Annotated in this window: 15 protein-coding genes and 1 pseudogene; 11 read left to right on the top strand and 5 right to left on the bottom strand. The window is 58.0% G+C overall.

Features of this window, described 5'->3' with window-relative positions; translation table 11 throughout:
- Positions 1-161 precede the first annotated feature (161 nt).
- Positions 162-1,040, top strand: coding sequence for an MBL fold metallo-hydrolase (locus tag AC5ZG5_RS05285; protein ID WP_456641306.1), 879 nt, complete (start codon positions 162-164; stop codon positions 1,038-1,040).
- A 316-nt stretch (positions 1,041-1,356) separates the two neighbouring features.
- Here AC5ZG5_RS05285 and AC5ZG5_RS05280 read toward each other — a convergent pair whose 3' ends face one another.
- Positions 1,357-2,289, bottom strand: a complete 933-nt coding sequence (locus AC5ZG5_RS05280) for a LysR family transcriptional regulator (RefSeq protein WP_456641305.1) — start codon at positions 2,287-2,289, stop codon at positions 1,357-1,359.
- Between the two features lie 39 nt (positions 2,290-2,328).
- Positions 2,329-3,216: a LysR family transcriptional regulator gene (locus AC5ZG5_RS05275; protein ID WP_165435459.1), complete on the bottom strand. Its 888-nt coding sequence runs from the start codon at positions 3,214-3,216 to the stop codon at positions 2,329-2,331.
- Positions 3,217-3,326: 110 nt separating this feature from the next.
- On the opposite strand from AC5ZG5_RS05275, the gene AC5ZG5_RS05270 reads away from it, so the two are divergent.
- From AC5ZG5_RS05270 to AC5ZG5_RS05230, 9 genes and pseudogenes are all read left to right on the top strand, one after another.
- Positions 3,327-4,334, top strand: coding sequence for a zinc-dependent alcohol dehydrogenase family protein (locus AC5ZG5_RS05270; protein ID WP_456641304.1), 1,008 nt, complete (start codon positions 3,327-3,329; stop codon positions 4,332-4,334).
- A 364-nt stretch (positions 4,335-4,698) separates the two neighbouring features.
- Positions 4,699-5,490: an SDR family NAD(P)-dependent oxidoreductase gene (locus AC5ZG5_RS05265; protein ID WP_130228791.1), complete on the top strand. Its 792-nt coding sequence runs from the start codon at positions 4,699-4,701 to the stop codon at positions 5,488-5,490.
- 143 nt (positions 5,491-5,633) lie between these two features.
- The gene (locus tag AC5ZG5_RS05260; RefSeq protein ID WP_456641303.1) at positions 5,634-6,437 is read left to right on the top strand and encodes an SDR family oxidoreductase; all 804 of its coding nucleotides are present in this window, start codon (positions 5,634-5,636) and stop codon (positions 6,435-6,437) included.
- 217 nt (positions 6,438-6,654) lie between these two features.
- On the top strand, positions 6,655-7,404 hold the full coding sequence (locus AC5ZG5_RS05255) for an SDR family NAD(P)-dependent oxidoreductase (protein WP_456641302.1): 750 nt from the start codon (positions 6,655-6,657) through the stop codon (positions 7,402-7,404).
- Positions 7,405-7,485: 81 nt separating this feature from the next.
- Positions 7,486-8,586: a sigma-70 family RNA polymerase sigma factor gene (locus AC5ZG5_RS05250; RefSeq protein WP_456641301.1), complete on the top strand. Its 1,101-nt coding sequence runs from the start codon at positions 7,486-7,488 to the stop codon at positions 8,584-8,586.
- 181 nt (positions 8,587-8,767) lie between these two features.
- Positions 8,768-8,983 (top strand): annotated as a pseudogene (locus tag AC5ZG5_RS05245) (aldehyde dehydrogenase family protein); the annotation flags it as partial.
- An 83-nt stretch (positions 8,984-9,066) separates the two neighbouring features.
- Entirely contained in the window at positions 9,067-9,396 is a 330-nt protein-coding gene (locus AC5ZG5_RS05240; RefSeq protein WP_456641300.1) for an ArsR/SmtB family transcription factor, read from the top strand.
- Positions 9,393-9,857, top strand: a complete 465-nt coding sequence (locus tag AC5ZG5_RS05235; RefSeq protein ID WP_456641299.1) for an SRPBCC family protein — start codon at positions 9,393-9,395, stop codon at positions 9,855-9,857. The genes AC5ZG5_RS05240 and AC5ZG5_RS05235 overlap by 4 nt, the downstream gene beginning before the upstream one ends.
- Before the next feature lie 103 nt (positions 9,858-9,960).
- Positions 9,961-10,374: a GFA family protein gene (locus tag AC5ZG5_RS05230; RefSeq protein ID WP_456641298.1), complete on the top strand. Its 414-nt coding sequence runs from the start codon at positions 9,961-9,963 to the stop codon at positions 10,372-10,374.
- Between the two features lie 209 nt (positions 10,375-10,583).
- On the opposite strand, the gene AC5ZG5_RS05225 is transcribed toward AC5ZG5_RS05230, so the two are convergent.
- Positions 10,584-11,606, bottom strand: coding sequence for a zinc-binding alcohol dehydrogenase family protein (locus tag AC5ZG5_RS05225; RefSeq protein WP_456641330.1), 1,023 nt, complete (start codon positions 11,604-11,606; stop codon positions 10,584-10,586).
- 103 nt (positions 11,607-11,709) lie between these two features.
- On the opposite strand from AC5ZG5_RS05225, the gene AC5ZG5_RS05220 reads away from it, so the two are divergent.
- Positions 11,710-12,093, top strand: coding sequence for a winged helix-turn-helix transcriptional regulator (locus AC5ZG5_RS05220; protein ID WP_028161869.1), 384 nt, complete (start codon positions 11,710-11,712; stop codon positions 12,091-12,093).
- Between the two features lie 505 nt (positions 12,094-12,598).
- On the opposite strand, the gene AC5ZG5_RS05215 is transcribed toward AC5ZG5_RS05220, so the two are convergent.
- Both AC5ZG5_RS05215 and AC5ZG5_RS05210 read right to left on the bottom strand, forming a co-directional pair.
- A complete protein-coding gene (locus AC5ZG5_RS05215; protein ID WP_456641297.1) occupies positions 12,599-13,576 on the bottom strand; it encodes a substrate-binding domain-containing protein in 978 nt (325 codons plus the stop codon).
- Entirely contained in the window at positions 13,557-14,618 is a 1,062-nt protein-coding gene (locus AC5ZG5_RS05210) for a hypothetical protein (protein WP_456641296.1), read from the bottom strand. The genes AC5ZG5_RS05215 and AC5ZG5_RS05210 overlap by 20 nt, the downstream gene beginning before the upstream one ends.
- Between the last annotated feature and the right edge of the window lie 36 nt (positions 14,619-14,654).

Here is a 14,654-nt window from a genome sequence, read left to right as displayed (position 1 = left end):
TGCGCCTATCACTGTCCATAAGGACAGTTCTCAACAACACGCCTCATTCGGCAAGGCGGCCTTCACCGGACGGATACGTTGATTTTGCCGATTTGAGTTTAGGCGGCTCAACTGTCACTAACTCCTCGACACCAGCTCCCAAGCTCTCGTGAGGAAGTTCCTTGACAAAAGTCGCGCAAGTCCAGGCGCCCGGCCTGAACAGAAGGCAAATTGGCGATTACACCGTAACCGCGGTTGTGGATGGTATCATTGATGTGCCGTTCGAACTGTTGACCGGGATCACGCCGACCGAAGCTGAAGAAATGATACTGGCGGCAGGGCGTCCGCGCTCATCGGCAATGACGGTTTCGGCTTACATCATCGAAGGCGGCGGCAGGACGATCCTCATAGACGGAGGGGCCGGCGGTATCAACGGTTGGGGTGGGCGGCTCCAGGTTGCGCTAGCTGCTGCCAACATTGATCCGCGTCAGATTGATCACGTGTTTCTTACGCACGCGCATCCGGATCACGTCGGAGGCCTGGTTGGGGCATCGCCGTCGGCCGTCCAATTTCCCAATGCAGAGCTCGTCCTCCACGAGGAAGAATACAAATTCTGGAGTGATGACGGCAATTTGAGCCGTGCGCCGGAGGCTGCGCAGCCATTTTTCCATCTCGCCAGAAGTGTCTTTGCCGCTTACGGAAATCGGCGGCGGACCGTCACTGCGGGTGATGTGATACCCGGTATCGATCTCGTGCATCTACCTGGCCACACGCCGGGACACAGCGGTTACAGAATAAGTTCAGGGGCGGAGACCCTTCTCATTTGGGGTGACATCGTTCATTACCCCAATATACAGGTTCAAAAGCCGGCAATAACGATAGCCTTCGATGTGGACTCCGCCGCCGCTTCGGCGACGCGCCGTGCGGTATTGGCTATGGCGGCCGCCGAGAATCCTCTTATTGCTGGCATGCACCTGAATTTCCCCGGCTTTGCCCGTGTGCGAGCATCGGGCGAGTCCTACGCCATCTTCGATGAACCGTGGAGCCCGAGCTTGATCTAATTGAGCCGCGCTTCGGTGCCGGTATATCCTCTGCCTTCTTCGCGCGACCTGTAGTCGGTGCTTAGCGTTGGAGTCCAAAGTTAGCGGTGCCGGGGACGTCTCGACGGACTGGCCGTTGTCGGCATCGAGCAGGTCGTTGCGGGGGCGGTTTGTACGTCGCTTGACGACGCTGCTGCGGGGTCTTCAAAGTTGAACGATAGAATGTGATTCCACCGCATTTTGAGAATGGAGTGTGCGGCAAAGCGGCTACTTTGTCTGGTTACCGGGATGAGAAATCAGTCAGCGCAGATCAGACGACGTTTGCTCGGGACGGGATTTACGGGAGAGATCGCGCAACGTCAGCAATTGCTCCCCGAAACCAAATCATGCCTGGGTCCACATGACTGGAGGCATGCCACACCACAGAAATCTGAAAAGGCGCTACCTGAAACGGCAGCGGGCTCACTGCGAGACCGTGCGCTTTGGCTGCACTCCTCCCGAATAGCCGTGGAACCGTCGCTATTGCCGCAAGAGATTCGAGTAGCTCTGGAAGAGCGTGAGCGTGCGGAGTGGACACTACGATCTTCCGGCTCAGTTTCTTCTGTTCGAGCGTATCGTCGACCAGTCTGCAAGCTCTTTCCTTCAAGTCGACTGCTACGTGTGGAAGCTCGAAGTAGGTTTCAAAGGTAATTGACCGGACTTTTTCGAGGAGGGCCAAGCTGTGCAGGCAAACATAATTGTCGTCGAACAAGACCTTGCGTTTGTGCACAACACCCCCTTCCGAAACATTTCCGACAGCGACATCAATTTCACCTCTATCCAACATGTCCGTTGCCTTTTGATGTTCGAGCGAATGAAGTTCCAGTCGTGCATGAGGCGCCGCCTCTAGGCAAGATTTTGCCAAGGGCGGGACAAGCACACTTTCCAGATAGTCCGGAATGCCAAGCTTGAATACCCGGGTAGTTTCGGAAGGAGAGAAGGCGATCACATTGAGCAGGTCTCGATCGATATGGCGCAGTATCTCCGATGCAGTCTTGGCGATTACGGCCCCGCGGGGCGTCGGAGACATGCCTGCGCCGTTTCGGACAAAAAGCTCGTCACCGAAAAGTTCGCGCAACCGGCCGAGTTGATGGCTGAGGGATGACTGGTTTATGCGGAGCTTGCCTGCTGCTTTCGTAACGCTACCGCAAGAACTGATAGCATCCAGCGCCACCAAAAGATTCAAGTCGATCTCAGCAAGCCGGGCATGATTGATTGTGGTTTCCTGCATAGATATTTCCGCGGTCAAGACTTGCTTGGTAGGGGCAATCTACGGGCCGTATTGCCGAGCGCACTGAGATCCAAGAAACTCAACGCAGGCGCCCTTGTTCGAAACGAACGGCGAGTGCGCGATCGATACGATCATTCCAAGGTTTACACGTTGGGCGCGAACAATCTTCACCTTATCTTTGAATTCTGCGGTGATTTTGCCTCGCGGCAGAATGCCTATACCTGCTCCCTTGTGGATCAGCGATACCTGAAGTTCGACGTCGTAGACCTCGGCCGCCAGGCGAAACTGACCTCCATCGCGCTCGATCAAAGTCTGGAGAGCGCGTCGCGCGCCGCATGATTTGTCGGGGAGCAGAACCCACGGATATTGAGAAAGTTGCTTTAGATTCGAATGTCTCGGCAAAGGGAGATCTTTTGGAGCGACGATCACGATCTCCTCCTTACCGACGACTTGTCCAACGGGAGTCGGAAGATCCGGGTCGTTGCCGGCGAACACCAAAATAGCCGCGTCGAGACGGCCGCCTTCGACTTGATCAACAAGCTCGGGGGTCCACCCGCTGGCCAATGACAGCTCGAGCCTCGGATAACGAAGGCGCAGTTGGTGCATCATTTCGGCCAGACCAGCATCGGCAAGTGAATGTGACACCCCGATTCGAAAAGGACCGGAAGGATCGGCGTCCGCGGCCACGGTTTGCTTGAGGTCGTCAATCGAAGCGAGCACGGCGCGAGCGCGATTTAGAACCACTAGCCCTGAGGCAGTTAGCGCTGGAGGCTTTACGCGTCGATCCAGAAGATCCGTCCGGAGCAAATGCTCGAGCCGCTGTATCTGCCGCGTTACGGCCGGTTGGGTGAGCCGAAGGCGTTCGGCGGATCGCTTAACCGATCCCGTGTCCGCCAGAAGAACAAAAGCTCTCATTTCGTCGAGCATATAAACTCTCGGCATTATCATCGTACAGATTATGCATTTGCATACAGAAGGGGCGCGGTCAATGTAGTCGCCGGCTGCGCTTTGTGCGCAGGCAGAACCGGGAGCGATCAATGAAGGCGATTACCATCCAACGTCACGGCTTGCAGGGGTTGGCTCCAGTCGAGCGCGAATATCGCGCGCCTCTCCGACGCGAGGTCCGGTTGCGGATGCGCGCCGTCAGTTTGAACTATCGTGATCTGGAAATCGTCTCCGGGACGTTTGCAACAGCTTACAATTTGCCATTGATACCGATCTCGGACGGCGTCGGAGAGGTCGTCGAGGTCGGTCAGGACGTCGCGCGCTTCAAGCCCGGAGATCGTGTCTGCTCGGCTTTCTGGGGTGAATGGAACGACGGCGGGTTCAATATCGCGAAGGCGGGGAAGTCTTTGGGCGGTCCCGGAGATGGCTTGCTGCAAGAACAAGTCACACTGGACGAGCAGCGATTGGTGAAGGTTCCCGACGCGTTATCGGACCGCGAGGCTGCCGCCTTTCCATGTGCCGGCTCCACCGCTTGGCAGGCGCTCGTTTCGTTCGGCCAGATCCGGCCGGGAGATGTAGTTGTCGTTCAAGGGACGGGAGGGGTCGCACTATTCGGCCTTCAAGTGGGGTTGATGGTCGGTGCGAAGGTGATCGTTTTGTCGAGCAGCGACAAAAAGTTGGAGCGAGCAAAGGCTCTAGGTGCTTTTGCGGGAGTTAACTACCGCGGAACGCCAGCCTGGTCGGACGAGGTCCTTGAGTTGACGGCGGGGCAGGGGGCCGACCATATTCTCGAAACTGGCGGACCTAGCAGCTTTGCCCAATCGCTCAAGGCAGTCCGTTCCGGGGGACGAATTAGCGTGATTGGATATCTGGGAGGGGCGGAGGGCAGTATCAATCCGCTGGATATCTTTCGTAAGCAAGCTGCGGTCCAGGGCATTCCGGTCGGTTCTCGTTCGTCGCTTGAAAGCCTGCTGAACGCCATGGCCGCGAGTTCGAGGCGGCCCGTCCTCGACAGCACGTTCGACTGGAACGATGTTGTCCCCGCGCTCGAACGCCTGCATTCAGGTGATCATTTCGGAAAAATCGTCCTTACCTTTTGAGCACCGCCCACCAAATCTGGCAGGGCGCAGCCATATGTACCGCTGTCAATGGTCATATGGCGTCAAAAATACTTTCGATCACCGATGAATTTTGCTCGCCACCCCGCTCCTCCGAGCGGAGCAAGTTTCACCAGAACCGAGAACATCAAGGTTTTCGAATGTTCCTTAGCGGCGGCAAGCAGACCGGCGATGCTGCCGCTTGAGAGACCGCGCTCGCGATTGTTAGGTCGCCATCGCCCCTTCGCCAAAGAAGCGGATCAAAAAATAATCGTGCGGCACCGATGAGTTTTGCCTGCCACTCCGGTCTTACGCACGAGGTCGCTCGGGATCACGGGCGAACAAGAGAACAAGCAGGAACACAGAGATGATGCTGAAGGACAAGGTTGCAGTGATCTACGGGGCTGGAGGCGCGGTTGGGGGCGCTGTCGCGCGCGCTTTTGCACGCGAAGGAGCCAAGCTATTTCTCACCGGCCGCAATCGAGCTTCGGTTGAAGCCGTCGCAAAAGAAATCGCTTTTGATGGCGCCGCGGTCCAAACGGCAGAAGTTGATGCTCTCGAGGAGGGGGCGATCAGCCGTCATCTCCAGTCGGTCATTGACGAGGCCGGTCGTATTGACATCTCTTTCAATGCCGTCGGGATCCCGAATACGAATTTGCAGGGGGTGCCTCTGGTCGATCTCGCGCTGGACCAGTTCTCGCGGCCAATCGTGACTTACACGGAAACGTACCTTTTGACCGCGCGGCAGGCTGCCCGCTGGATGGTTAAAAGAAAATCAGGTGTGATCATGACGGTCACCTCAACCCCCTCGCGAACCGGCATTCCGATGATGGGCGGGGTCGGTCCGGCCATGGCCGCCGTAGAAGCGCTCACCCGGAACTTTTCTGCCGAACTTGCGCGCGATGGCGTTCGAGTGGTTGGTCTTCGACCGCTCGGCATGCCGGACTCTGGTACGATTAGAGAAGTCTACGGCCTTCATGCCAAAGCATGGGGAATTTCCTGGGACCAGTTCCACGATTTGATCGCGAGCAGAACCCACACGCGTCGGCTGACGACCCTTGCTGAGATGGCAAACGCGGCTGCTTTCATCGCCTCCGATCAGGCGAGCGCGATGACTGGTACTATCGTTAACATGAGTCTGGGAGCCCTCGACGACTAGCGTCCTGCTTCGAATCTGCCAGCGTGGTCGTGCCGTTCGACCGCTCGATCCGGGCGGTCGGCGGACGATGGTTGATCTGTTCTCGACTGCGATTTGTCGTATCGCGCCCCTCCGAGCGGGGCACAGTTTACTCAGGGGTATCCATGAAACTCACTGGTCGCACAATCCTCATCACCGGAGGTTCTGCCGGCATTGGTCTTGCGTTCGCGCTTAAGTTCGTCGAGCTCGGTAACCAGGTTATCGTGACGGGTCGGCGCAAGGCCGCGCTCGACCAAGTGAAGCTACAGTATCCGAAAATACAAACGATCCAGAGCGATGTCGCCGATCCAGCTCAGATTGCTGCACTTGCTGCACGCGTGAAGGAGGATTTCCCGCAGCTTGACGTGCTAATGAACAACGCCGGTATTAGCCTTTATAAGAACCTCAAGGGCACAGCAGCCGACATTGCTGGTTTGACGGTGGAGCTAAACGTCAACGCGGGTGGCGTGATCAGGATGACTTCCGCCTTCATCGACATGCTAAAGGCTAACAAAGGTACGCTCATCAACGTGTCGTCTGCCTTGGCATTCGTGCCCCTGCCATGCTTGCCGATATATTGCGCGACCAAGGCGGCGATCCACTCGTACACCCAATCGCTTCGCTTCCAGTTGGAGGAGACTGGTGTGGAGGTCATCGAACTCATGCCTCCGGCGGTCAAGACCGAGATGACGGCTGACCTTCGGGAAGACGATGGCATCACCATGATCACAACCGAACAGCTAGTGAAACAATCATTTGACGGGTTCAAAGCAGGCGTTCCCGAGATCCGGCCGGGGCAGTCGAAGCAACTCGCATTCATGCGCCGGCTCGCGCCGAATTTTATTAACGGACAGCTCTGGAAGGCTTCTAGAAAACTGGTGCCTGCGGGAGTTAATGACTCCAAGCCAACGCGTCTATCTTACACTTGACGCATGCGTGGCCGCCTGTGGGTAATCTAAAGCGCGCCTGAGCCGAAGTTCTTCTGCGAGCTGTTTGGAAAGCTCCCAAGGGCGTGGTGGCTTGGAGATGCGTATCACTCAGTAGGCCCACCTGCGAAAAAAGATGACCTCACCGATGAATTTCGGTCGTCGAGCCGGTCTTATTTATCGTCAGGCAGACATAAACGCCCAACGCTAGGAGAGTAGCATGCTTGCATTGACGGGCAAGGACGTCGTGGTGATCGGAGGTAGCCGAGGCGTGGGGCGCCGTATCGTGGAGGCAGCTCACAGCAACGGCGCGCGTGTATTTGCTGTCGCTCGGCAGGAGGGGCCCCTCAAGCAGTTGCAACAAGAACTGTCTGACGTCCAGATCATGTCGCTCGACGCAACGGACGACGACGCGCCCCGCAAAATATTCGACGTCCGCCAGCCGAGGGTCCTTGCCATTTGCGCCGGGGCTTTCCCGCCCGCCGCCCCACTCCATGAGCAGAGCTGGCAGGAGTTCGGGAGAAATTGGGAGGCTGACGTCCGGATAGCTTTTAACTTCTGTAAAGCAGCAATATTGCGCCCATTGCCGTTAGGGACCAAGATCATTCTGGTGTCGAGCGGCGCTGCTCTCGCAGGATCCCCGAACTCGGGTGGATACGCTGGCGCCAAGCGAACGCAGCTGTTTATCGCAAACTACGCACAGAAGGAATCGAACCGTCTCGGGCTTGAGTTGCGGTTCATATCGTTAGCGCCGCGCATCATGCCGGATACGGACTTAGGAAGGCATGCGATCGCTGGTTATTCTCGCTATCTCGGCATATCGCCCGCGGACTTCGTGCGGAGTATGGCCTCTCCGCCGACATCATCGCACGTGGCGACCGCATTTATCGAGTTAGCCGCAAATACTGGGCCTATCGAGGGAAATACGTTCATCGTGTCAGGCCGGGGGCTCGAAGCAGTGCCTCAATGACCCCGGCTGGCGCTCGATATCAGCGTTCATTGCGCTGGCACAGTCTTCGAAAAGTGTATCCTGGCTGTCAGGACTTGAAGGATGTTGTCCGAATGCAAATATCGAGCTGCAATGACAGCAGCTGAAGGACCAAACTCAAGAGGAGATTCGAATCGCCCCGACGATGCGTTTGGACGGCGCGTTGGGCCCTTTCGCCGTGAGCTTAAATTGCATTGCTATCGGATGCTTGGGTCCGTCCACGAAGCCGAGGACGCAGTCCAGGATACACTTTTGCGGGCTTGGCGCGGCTTTGATCGATTTGAGGGGCGAGGATCTTTCCGAGCGTGGCTGTATCAAATTGCAACGAACGTATGCCTGAATACTCTCGCAGCTCGAAAGAATGCTCCGCGCCTCCTCCCTAACGAATTGCTGCCTGCGGCGGGCATGCGCATGCCGGACGGTACGTCGGTTACGGACGTGCCGTGGCTAGAACCGTATCCGGACTCGTTCCTTGAAGGCATTGATGAGACGGCAAATCCCGAGGCGCGATATCTATCGCGGGAAGCTGTCCAACTCGCGTTCGTTGCCGTAATACAGGGCTTGCCTCCCCGTCAGCGAGCTGCGCTTCTGTTGTGTGACGTGCTGGGTTGGTCTGCGAATGAGGCTGCTACTCTCCTTGGCGGCTCAACAGCTTCGATCAACAGTATCCTGCAGCGGGCGCGCGAGACGCTTTCCAAGCGCTACCCCGATGGTCGCCCAGCAGCGTCGCGCTCGCCCAATCCGTTTGAGCAGGAACTTCTAAGTCGTTACTTGAACGCCTGGGAGCGGCTCGACGTCGACGGTCTTGTGGCTCTGCTTAAAGAGGACGCGACTTACACGATGCCGCCGAAAGCACAATGGTACGCCGGTCGCGCGGCTATCGGTAATTTCTTCGAATGGGCATGGAGAGCCTACGAGAGCTTTCGCCTAGTTCCAACGGCCGCTAACAATCAGCCCGCGTTCGCAGCATACTCTCGTGCCAGCAGTGAAACGCCTTGGACCGCACATTCCATCCATGTTCTTACGGTCGAGAGCGGCGCCATTTCCACATTGACGCTCTTCGCAAAGCCCCTAGCGCAAAGTTTGTTTCCGGTTTTCGATCTTCCTCACATCATCCCCATCGTAACCGATGATTTTCCGAATCGAGACCAGAACCCGTATTAGGCGGCCGACGAGATCAGCCGGGCGGTCAGAGCAAGAAGGTGGCGCTTGGACGAGCGCTGATCCTCGGCACGCTACGTGTTATATTGGATGAACCGTTCCAACGGCTCGCGCCCGCACTGGCGCAGCGATGCGCTGAGGCATTTCGCCGGCGTCACTCGCGAGACAAACCTGTTCGCTGCCGACGAAGGAGGCCAGTATACCCGACGGCATCTTCAACGTGGTTACAGGTTTTGGACCTAAGATCGGCAGCGAATTGATCGCGCATCCAGGCGTCGCCAAGATCACGTTTACCGGCTCGGATGCGACAGGTGCGAAAGTTTACGAGACGGCGGCGCGCAGTCTGAAGCGCGTGTCGCTCGAACTGGGCGGGAAGTCCCCGAATATCGTCTTCGAAGAACGCGTGCGAGCGATCGTTGTCCGAAGGCATCGTCCCATTAATTAGCATTGACTAATGAATTAGTCTTCGCTAATGATTTCTTTATGCATATCGCCACCCCCATCGATACGGTGATGCGCGCCCTTGCTGATCCAACTCGGCGCGCCGTGTTCGAGCGGGTGATCAGCGCCGGTGAGATTAGCGTAGTCGAACTGACGCGGGAGAGCGGGGTAACGCAGGGCGCCGTCTCCCAGCATCTGAAAGCTTTGAAGCAGGCTGGTCTGGTCGCCGAACGACCCGAGGGTCGAAAGGTCTACTATCGCGCCCAACCGGAGGGCCTCGCCCCACTTTTCGATTGGATGAGCCATTACGGCGTCTTCTGGCGCAATCGGTTCGCCAATCTTCGTACCCTCCTGAAGGAGATTGATCCATGACTGGCGCCGAATTGAAACCCGACACGCAGGAGATTGTGGTTGACCAGGTTTTCCCACATGCGCCTGAGACAATCTGGAAGACGCTGACAAATGGCGAGCTGATGAGCCGCTGGATAATGGCGCCGACGGGATTCGAGCCGGTAGAGGGCAAGCATTTTACATTCCGGACAAAACCGGCCGGTGCCTGGGATGGTACCATTCATTGTCAGGTGCTGGAGGTGAAGCGCAACGAACGCCTCACCTATGCTTGGAAGGGCGGGCACGAGGGGAATGTCGGATACGGCTCACTGTTGAATACAGTGGTCACATGGACGCTTTCGAGGGTCGAGAACGGAACGCGCCTTCGACTTGTCCATTCCGGCTTCGTCCTGCCAAGGAATGATACGGCTTACAAGAACATGGGCGAAGGCTGGAAAAAGGTTCTCAAGAACATCGGCAGCACTGCCGACGAGCAGGCTTGAGTGCGCAGAAGGCAATCGTCCTCGCGCCCCAGAACGGATGAGGAGGTTTGATGCTGCTTAAATTTTGTTTGCGCCAACGGCCATCCTATGAAGGTGAGAAGACATGAACGAGCCCTATACCGGTGGGTGCGCCTGCGGCGCGATCCGCTACAAAATGTTCGCCGAACCCGTAATGATGACCGATTGCCAGTGTCGTCAATGCCAGCGTGAAAGCGGCACGGGGCACTTATCGCACCTGATCTTTCCGCGCTCGGCTACGAGCATCCAAGGAGAAGCGACGCATTGGGAGTTGGTCGGTGATAGTGGCACCGTCAAAATACGCGCCTTCTGCCCCACCTGCGGATCACCGGTCTACGCGACGTTTCGCGACATACCGGATTACGTAGTTGTGCGCGCCGGGAGTCTTGATGATCCTAGTCGGTATAGGCCGCAACAGGTCACATGGACGGCAGCTGGCTATGCTTGGGACCATCTCGATTCAGCTCTTCCGAAATTCGAAAAAATGCCCCCAGCGTGACACATGGGGTGCCTGCCTATGATCCCAGGGGAGCGGTCCGAATACTGGGTGTCGGTCCACTGACTGATGAGGAGAAACGCTCCCTGAATGACGAAGCAAGGCAGAAACTGTGAAGTTGGACGATCGACTACCAGACCGGCCTGTACTGGTCCTTCGATGCTTCTCATTGCTGACGAAGAAAATTTCTGACCTCTGCCTAGCCCTGTGGGTCATCGGGCGCAAAGTCGGTCGAGAACAACCTTTCCCAGCATGCGGCCGCTCTCAACCAGCGCGTGTGCCTCCCGAAGTGAGGTGGGCGTGAGCGGGCCGAGCTCCGTCGTTGCCGTCGAGCGCAGGACGCCGGCTTCGGCGAGCGAGGAGATTTCATCAAGGATCTTATGGTGGGCAATCATGTCGGCGCCACCGAAATGCTGCCGCGTCACCACATCCTCCCAATGCAACGATGCGCTTTTGGGCCGCAGAGGCGCGGCGTCGAGGGATGCGTGATTGGTGATCACGCCGATCTTGCCCCCTGGTGCAATGATCTTGGTGATCGCAGTCCAGTGCAGGTCCGTCTGATTGAGGGCGGCGATGTAGGTGATATCCGGCGCGTTAATTCTCGCGAGCTCGTCTGTCATCGACTGCGAATGATCGATCACGTGGTGGGCGCCAAGCGAGAGGCACCAGTCACGGCTCTCGGGACGTGAGGCAGTGGCGATCACGGTTAGTCCGGAGAGGCGCCGTGCGAGCTGGATCAGCATCGATCCGACGCCACCGGCGCCACCAATGATCAGCAATCCGCCCGCATCGTGTTGCTTTCCCAAGCCAACGCCAAGGCGGTGAAACAGCAATTCCCACGCCGTGAGCGACGTGAGGGGCAGAGCCGCCGCCTGCGCAAAGCTGAGCCGCGCCGGCTTGCGGCCGACGAGGCGTTCGTCGACGGCGTGGAGCTCGGCATTACCGCCGGGCCGGCTCAGACTGCCGGAATAGAAGACCTCGTCGCCAGGGCGAAAAATTGTGACCTCGCTTCCGACATCGACGACGATACCAGCAACGTCCCAGCCAAGGATATCGACGGCATCGCCCATCAAGACCTGACCGAGACGGATCTTGGTGTCGACAGGGTTGACGGAGACGCCGCGTACTGAGACCAGGAGGTCACGAGGACCCGGGACAGGATCCTTCTTGTCGGCGATCGTGAAGCACTGAGGATCGGACAGGGCGGCGCCTGGACGGTAAGTGATAGCTTGCATGTGATTTTCCCTCGACGCTGATCTGTCGGAGAAATCGTTACGTAGCTCGTCTTTGCTAGTACGGTCATTTGGCGTACTAGGTTTCCGAAAGGGAACTGTCGGTATGAAGATCAAGCACTATTCAGACGTGCCGGGGTGCCCGGTGGAGGTGACCCTCGATCTCATCGACGGGCGCTGGAAAGGCGTCATGCTCTTCCATCTGCTTGATGCGGGATGCCTGCGGTTCAACGCGCTTCATCGTCGCCTGCCAGGCATTACGCAGCGGCTCCTGACCAAGCAGCTTCGTGAGCTCGAGGAGGTCGGGCTGGTTCTACGGACCGTCTATGCCGAGGTCCCTCCACGAGTGGAGTATCGCTTGACTGAGGAAGGCGAAAGCCTGAGGCCCCTCGTCGAAATGCTCTCGAAATGGGGACAAGAAAGACTGAACCGGCAACGCGCGAAACAAGCCCGCGCGCCGCTACTTTGCTCGAACAAAGCTCGCTCGTAAATGCAGGGCATAAGTCCCGAGCGAGGGTCATCTTTGAGCATGGATTGCGTCAATCAGTCACTTACCACACGAATCAGCGCTCGCGGGATTTGCTTCGAGCTCATCGCAGAACTGACGCGCGCGCGAGATCAGCAGGTCATCCGCCCGGCTTCTTCCAGCCGCGACGATACGCTCCGGGCGAAATCACGCCTCAAATCGCGTCATGATCGAATGTCGGTGGCGGTGGTTGCCTGTCCGGGATTCGGACCCGCGAACTATCTTGAGCGGCGATGAATCGCGCAGGAACGGAGGCTCTTGGCGGTCTTTCAACGCGCCGCCTCGCGAGCAAAGCTACCCTCCGGTAGGAAAACAGGCTTCCGAAATAGTGGGTTTAGCGACGTGGCGGACGGACCTCTGCTACATCCTCTGCCAAACGACGATGTTCTGCCATCCGGCGTGCTCAGTGCAAGGCGTGCTCCGAGGCGAGTGGCGCGGGCAATATCCCGATGCGTCCCTCTACGAATTACTAAGTGGTAAGGATATCTGGTTGCGGAAAGAATTCCTCGGGCGAAAGCTGTCTGGAGATCAGGCCATCCTCGAACATGTAGCGGCTGACAACGTCGAGCGTTGAGCGATTCTTTGCGAGGCCAGCCGGCCAGTAGTCGCTGCCGAGCTGCTGCTCAGCGAACATCAGGTTCTCGAGCTGCCACGGCAGCATCGTACTCAGCGCCGCCGAATCGAACAGTCGCTCCCTGGCGATCGCTTGAGCCTTGGCGAAACCATCGAACACGGCCATCGCCAGGCCCGGGTTGGACTCGGCGATGGTTCGCTTGATGGCGATGAGGTGCATAGGTGGAAAAATCCCGGTCTTGGAGAAATACGCGAGCTCTGCCTCCATGGGATTTTCGAACAGGCGGGTCACCATAGGAGTGCGCCAGGTGCTCGGTGCCCGCGCGGTGTATAAAGCGTCGATCTCGCCCTCCGCCAGCAAGACGGCGAGGCTCTTGTCGTTCCTTTGCTCGTGCTTGAAGCGGTCGGGATAGAATTGCGGATGCTCGTCGCCACTGCGGGCGCTTTCCAGGCCACCCGACACGTAGATCGGCGAGGTGCGCGGCAGTCCGAAATAATCCTGAAAGATGCCGCGCAGCCAGACGGCGGCGGCCATGTCGAACACGGGCACGCCGATGCGCTTGCCGGCGAGATCGGCTGGTGTCCTGATCCGCTTTGACGTGTTGACGAAGACGTTCGAGAAGCGGAAGTGTCGCGAGGGAAACACCGGCACCGCCACATAAGGCCGCTCCGGGCGTTCGAGCGACCTCAGATAGGAAGTGATCGGAAATTCGCAGCAGTCGAAGGTGTGTTCCGTCAACTGCTTGTTGAATAGCGCTTGCACGCCCATCAACGTCACGTCGGCTTCGACGCCGGCGATCGATACTTCACCGTTCGCGATCGGTCGGGTGCGATCGGAATCGCTGAGCCCTATTTTAAGAGACAAGGCTGCCATATTTTTTGCTTTCTTCGATGTCGAGGTGGTTGGAGGCCAGCCGTTTGACGAGAACGTCGAGCAGCTCCGGCAATGCGAGCGGCGTCGCATTGGCGCCGCCGCGTGCGTAGATGGCGGTTGCCTTCGAGATGTCGATCCCCAGCCGCTGCGACAGGCGCTGAACGGCCAGCTTGCAGTCGTCCGGCATCGGCAGGCAGGCGATCTTCTGCCCTGCGGCAAGATGATCGTTGGCACCGATCAGTTCGAGGCGCCTGCTTCCGACCTTGCGCGAGGACGTGACGCGGTGAGCGGCGCGCTCGCCGCGCGACAGAACGAAGCTGCGATGGGTGAGGCCCGGCGCAACCCATGAAATAATGTCGCTATAGTGATGGCCGATCCGCGCGACGACGTCAGCCAGGATGCGTGCCATTTCGTTGTGCATCATGACATAGTGCCGGCGCTCTTCGTCGCCCCATTTCCAGCGGGTCGCCGTGACTTGCACTGCGGTCGAGTCCGCCCTCCAGGGCGACACGGCGTTGCCCCTGTTCTCGAACAGGCCGGGATCGTCATAGGCTACCGCCGGCGAAGGTTTTCCGCGATATTCGACGATATGCTCGTAGGGGACGACGGCCATGGGCTCCGAGATCACCATTCGGTGCAGCACCGTGCCGCTGTCATTGGCGAGCGGCGAGAGATTCAAGACCTCCGGCGAAAATGGAGGTTCGAGGCGAGCCTGCAGTTCCTGTGGAAGGTATGTACGCTTCGTCGGACGGAAGCCTTCATCCAGCAGCCGCTGGTTGATCGCCATATGTTCGGTCGAAAATGGATACGGCTTGGTCTTGGTGCAGGGCATGAACAGCAGCACGTGACGGCGCGCCGACGGCAGCTTGGGCTCATATTCGTTCTGAATGAATTGCAGCCATTCGGCGATACGTGGATGCTTCAGCGAATCGACATTGTCCTGCGGACTGTAAAGACAAAGCGTTCGGTCGAGCTCGAAGGGGCTCTGTATCTTCAGCGTTGACTCCAGAATGCGCTTGGATCGGTCCTCGACGCTCACCATGGCAATGTATTCCTTGCAGCCTTGCAGGGGCGGGTA

It is taken from the genome of Bradyrhizobium sp. Ses1 (assembly GCF_059512365.1).
The sequence above is the reverse complement of the archived record's forward strand: the minus strand, read 5'-3'. Positions and strand labels throughout refer to the sequence as shown.

Excerpts from the sequence above, each read along its gene's own strand:
- AC5ZG5_RS05225 (WP_456641330.1), bottom strand. The coding sequence starts at position 11,606 with ATGCAAGCTATCACTTACCGTCCAGGCGCCGCCCTGTCCGATCCTCAG.
- AC5ZG5_RS05275 (WP_165435459.1), bottom strand. The coding sequence starts at position 3,216 with ATGCTCGACGAAATGAGAGCTTTTGTTCTTCTGGCGGACACGGGATCG.
- AC5ZG5_RS05215 (WP_456641297.1), bottom strand. The coding sequence starts at position 13,576 with ATGGCAGCCTTGTCTCTTAAAATAGGGCTCAGCGATTCCGATCGCACC.
- AC5ZG5_RS05210 (WP_456641296.1), bottom strand. The coding sequence starts at position 14,618 with ATGGTGAGCGTCGAGGACCGATCCAAGCGCATTCTGGAGTCAACGCTG.
- AC5ZG5_RS05250 (WP_456641301.1), top strand. The coding sequence starts at position 7,486 with ATGTTGTCCGAATGCAAATATCGAGCTGCAATGACAGCAGCTGAAGGA.
- AC5ZG5_RS05260 (WP_456641303.1), top strand. The coding sequence starts at position 5,634 with ATGAAACTCACTGGTCGCACAATCCTCATCACCGGAGGTTCTGCCGGC.
- AC5ZG5_RS05265 (WP_130228791.1), top strand. The coding sequence starts at position 4,699 with ATGATGCTGAAGGACAAGGTTGCAGTGATCTACGGGGCTGGAGGCGCG.
- AC5ZG5_RS05270 (WP_456641304.1), top strand. The coding sequence starts at position 3,327 with ATGAAGGCGATTACCATCCAACGTCACGGCTTGCAGGGGTTGGCTCCA.
- AC5ZG5_RS05230 (WP_456641298.1), top strand. The coding sequence starts at position 9,961 with ATGAACGAGCCCTATACCGGTGGGTGCGCCTGCGGCGCGATCCGCTAC.
- AC5ZG5_RS05235 (WP_456641299.1), top strand. The coding sequence starts at position 9,393 with ATGACTGGCGCCGAATTGAAACCCGACACGCAGGAGATTGTGGTTGAC.
- AC5ZG5_RS05280 (WP_456641305.1), bottom strand. The coding sequence starts at position 2,289 with ATGCAGGAAACCACAATCAATCATGCCCGGCTTGCTGAGATCGACTTG.
- AC5ZG5_RS05240 (WP_456641300.1), top strand. The coding sequence starts at position 9,067 with ATGCATATCGCCACCCCCATCGATACGGTGATGCGCGCCCTTGCTGAT.
- AC5ZG5_RS05255 (WP_456641302.1), top strand. The coding sequence starts at position 6,655 with ATGCTTGCATTGACGGGCAAGGACGTCGTGGTGATCGGAGGTAGCCGA.
- AC5ZG5_RS05220 (WP_028161869.1), top strand. The coding sequence starts at position 11,710 with ATGAAGATCAAGCACTATTCAGACGTGCCGGGGTGCCCGGTGGAGGTG.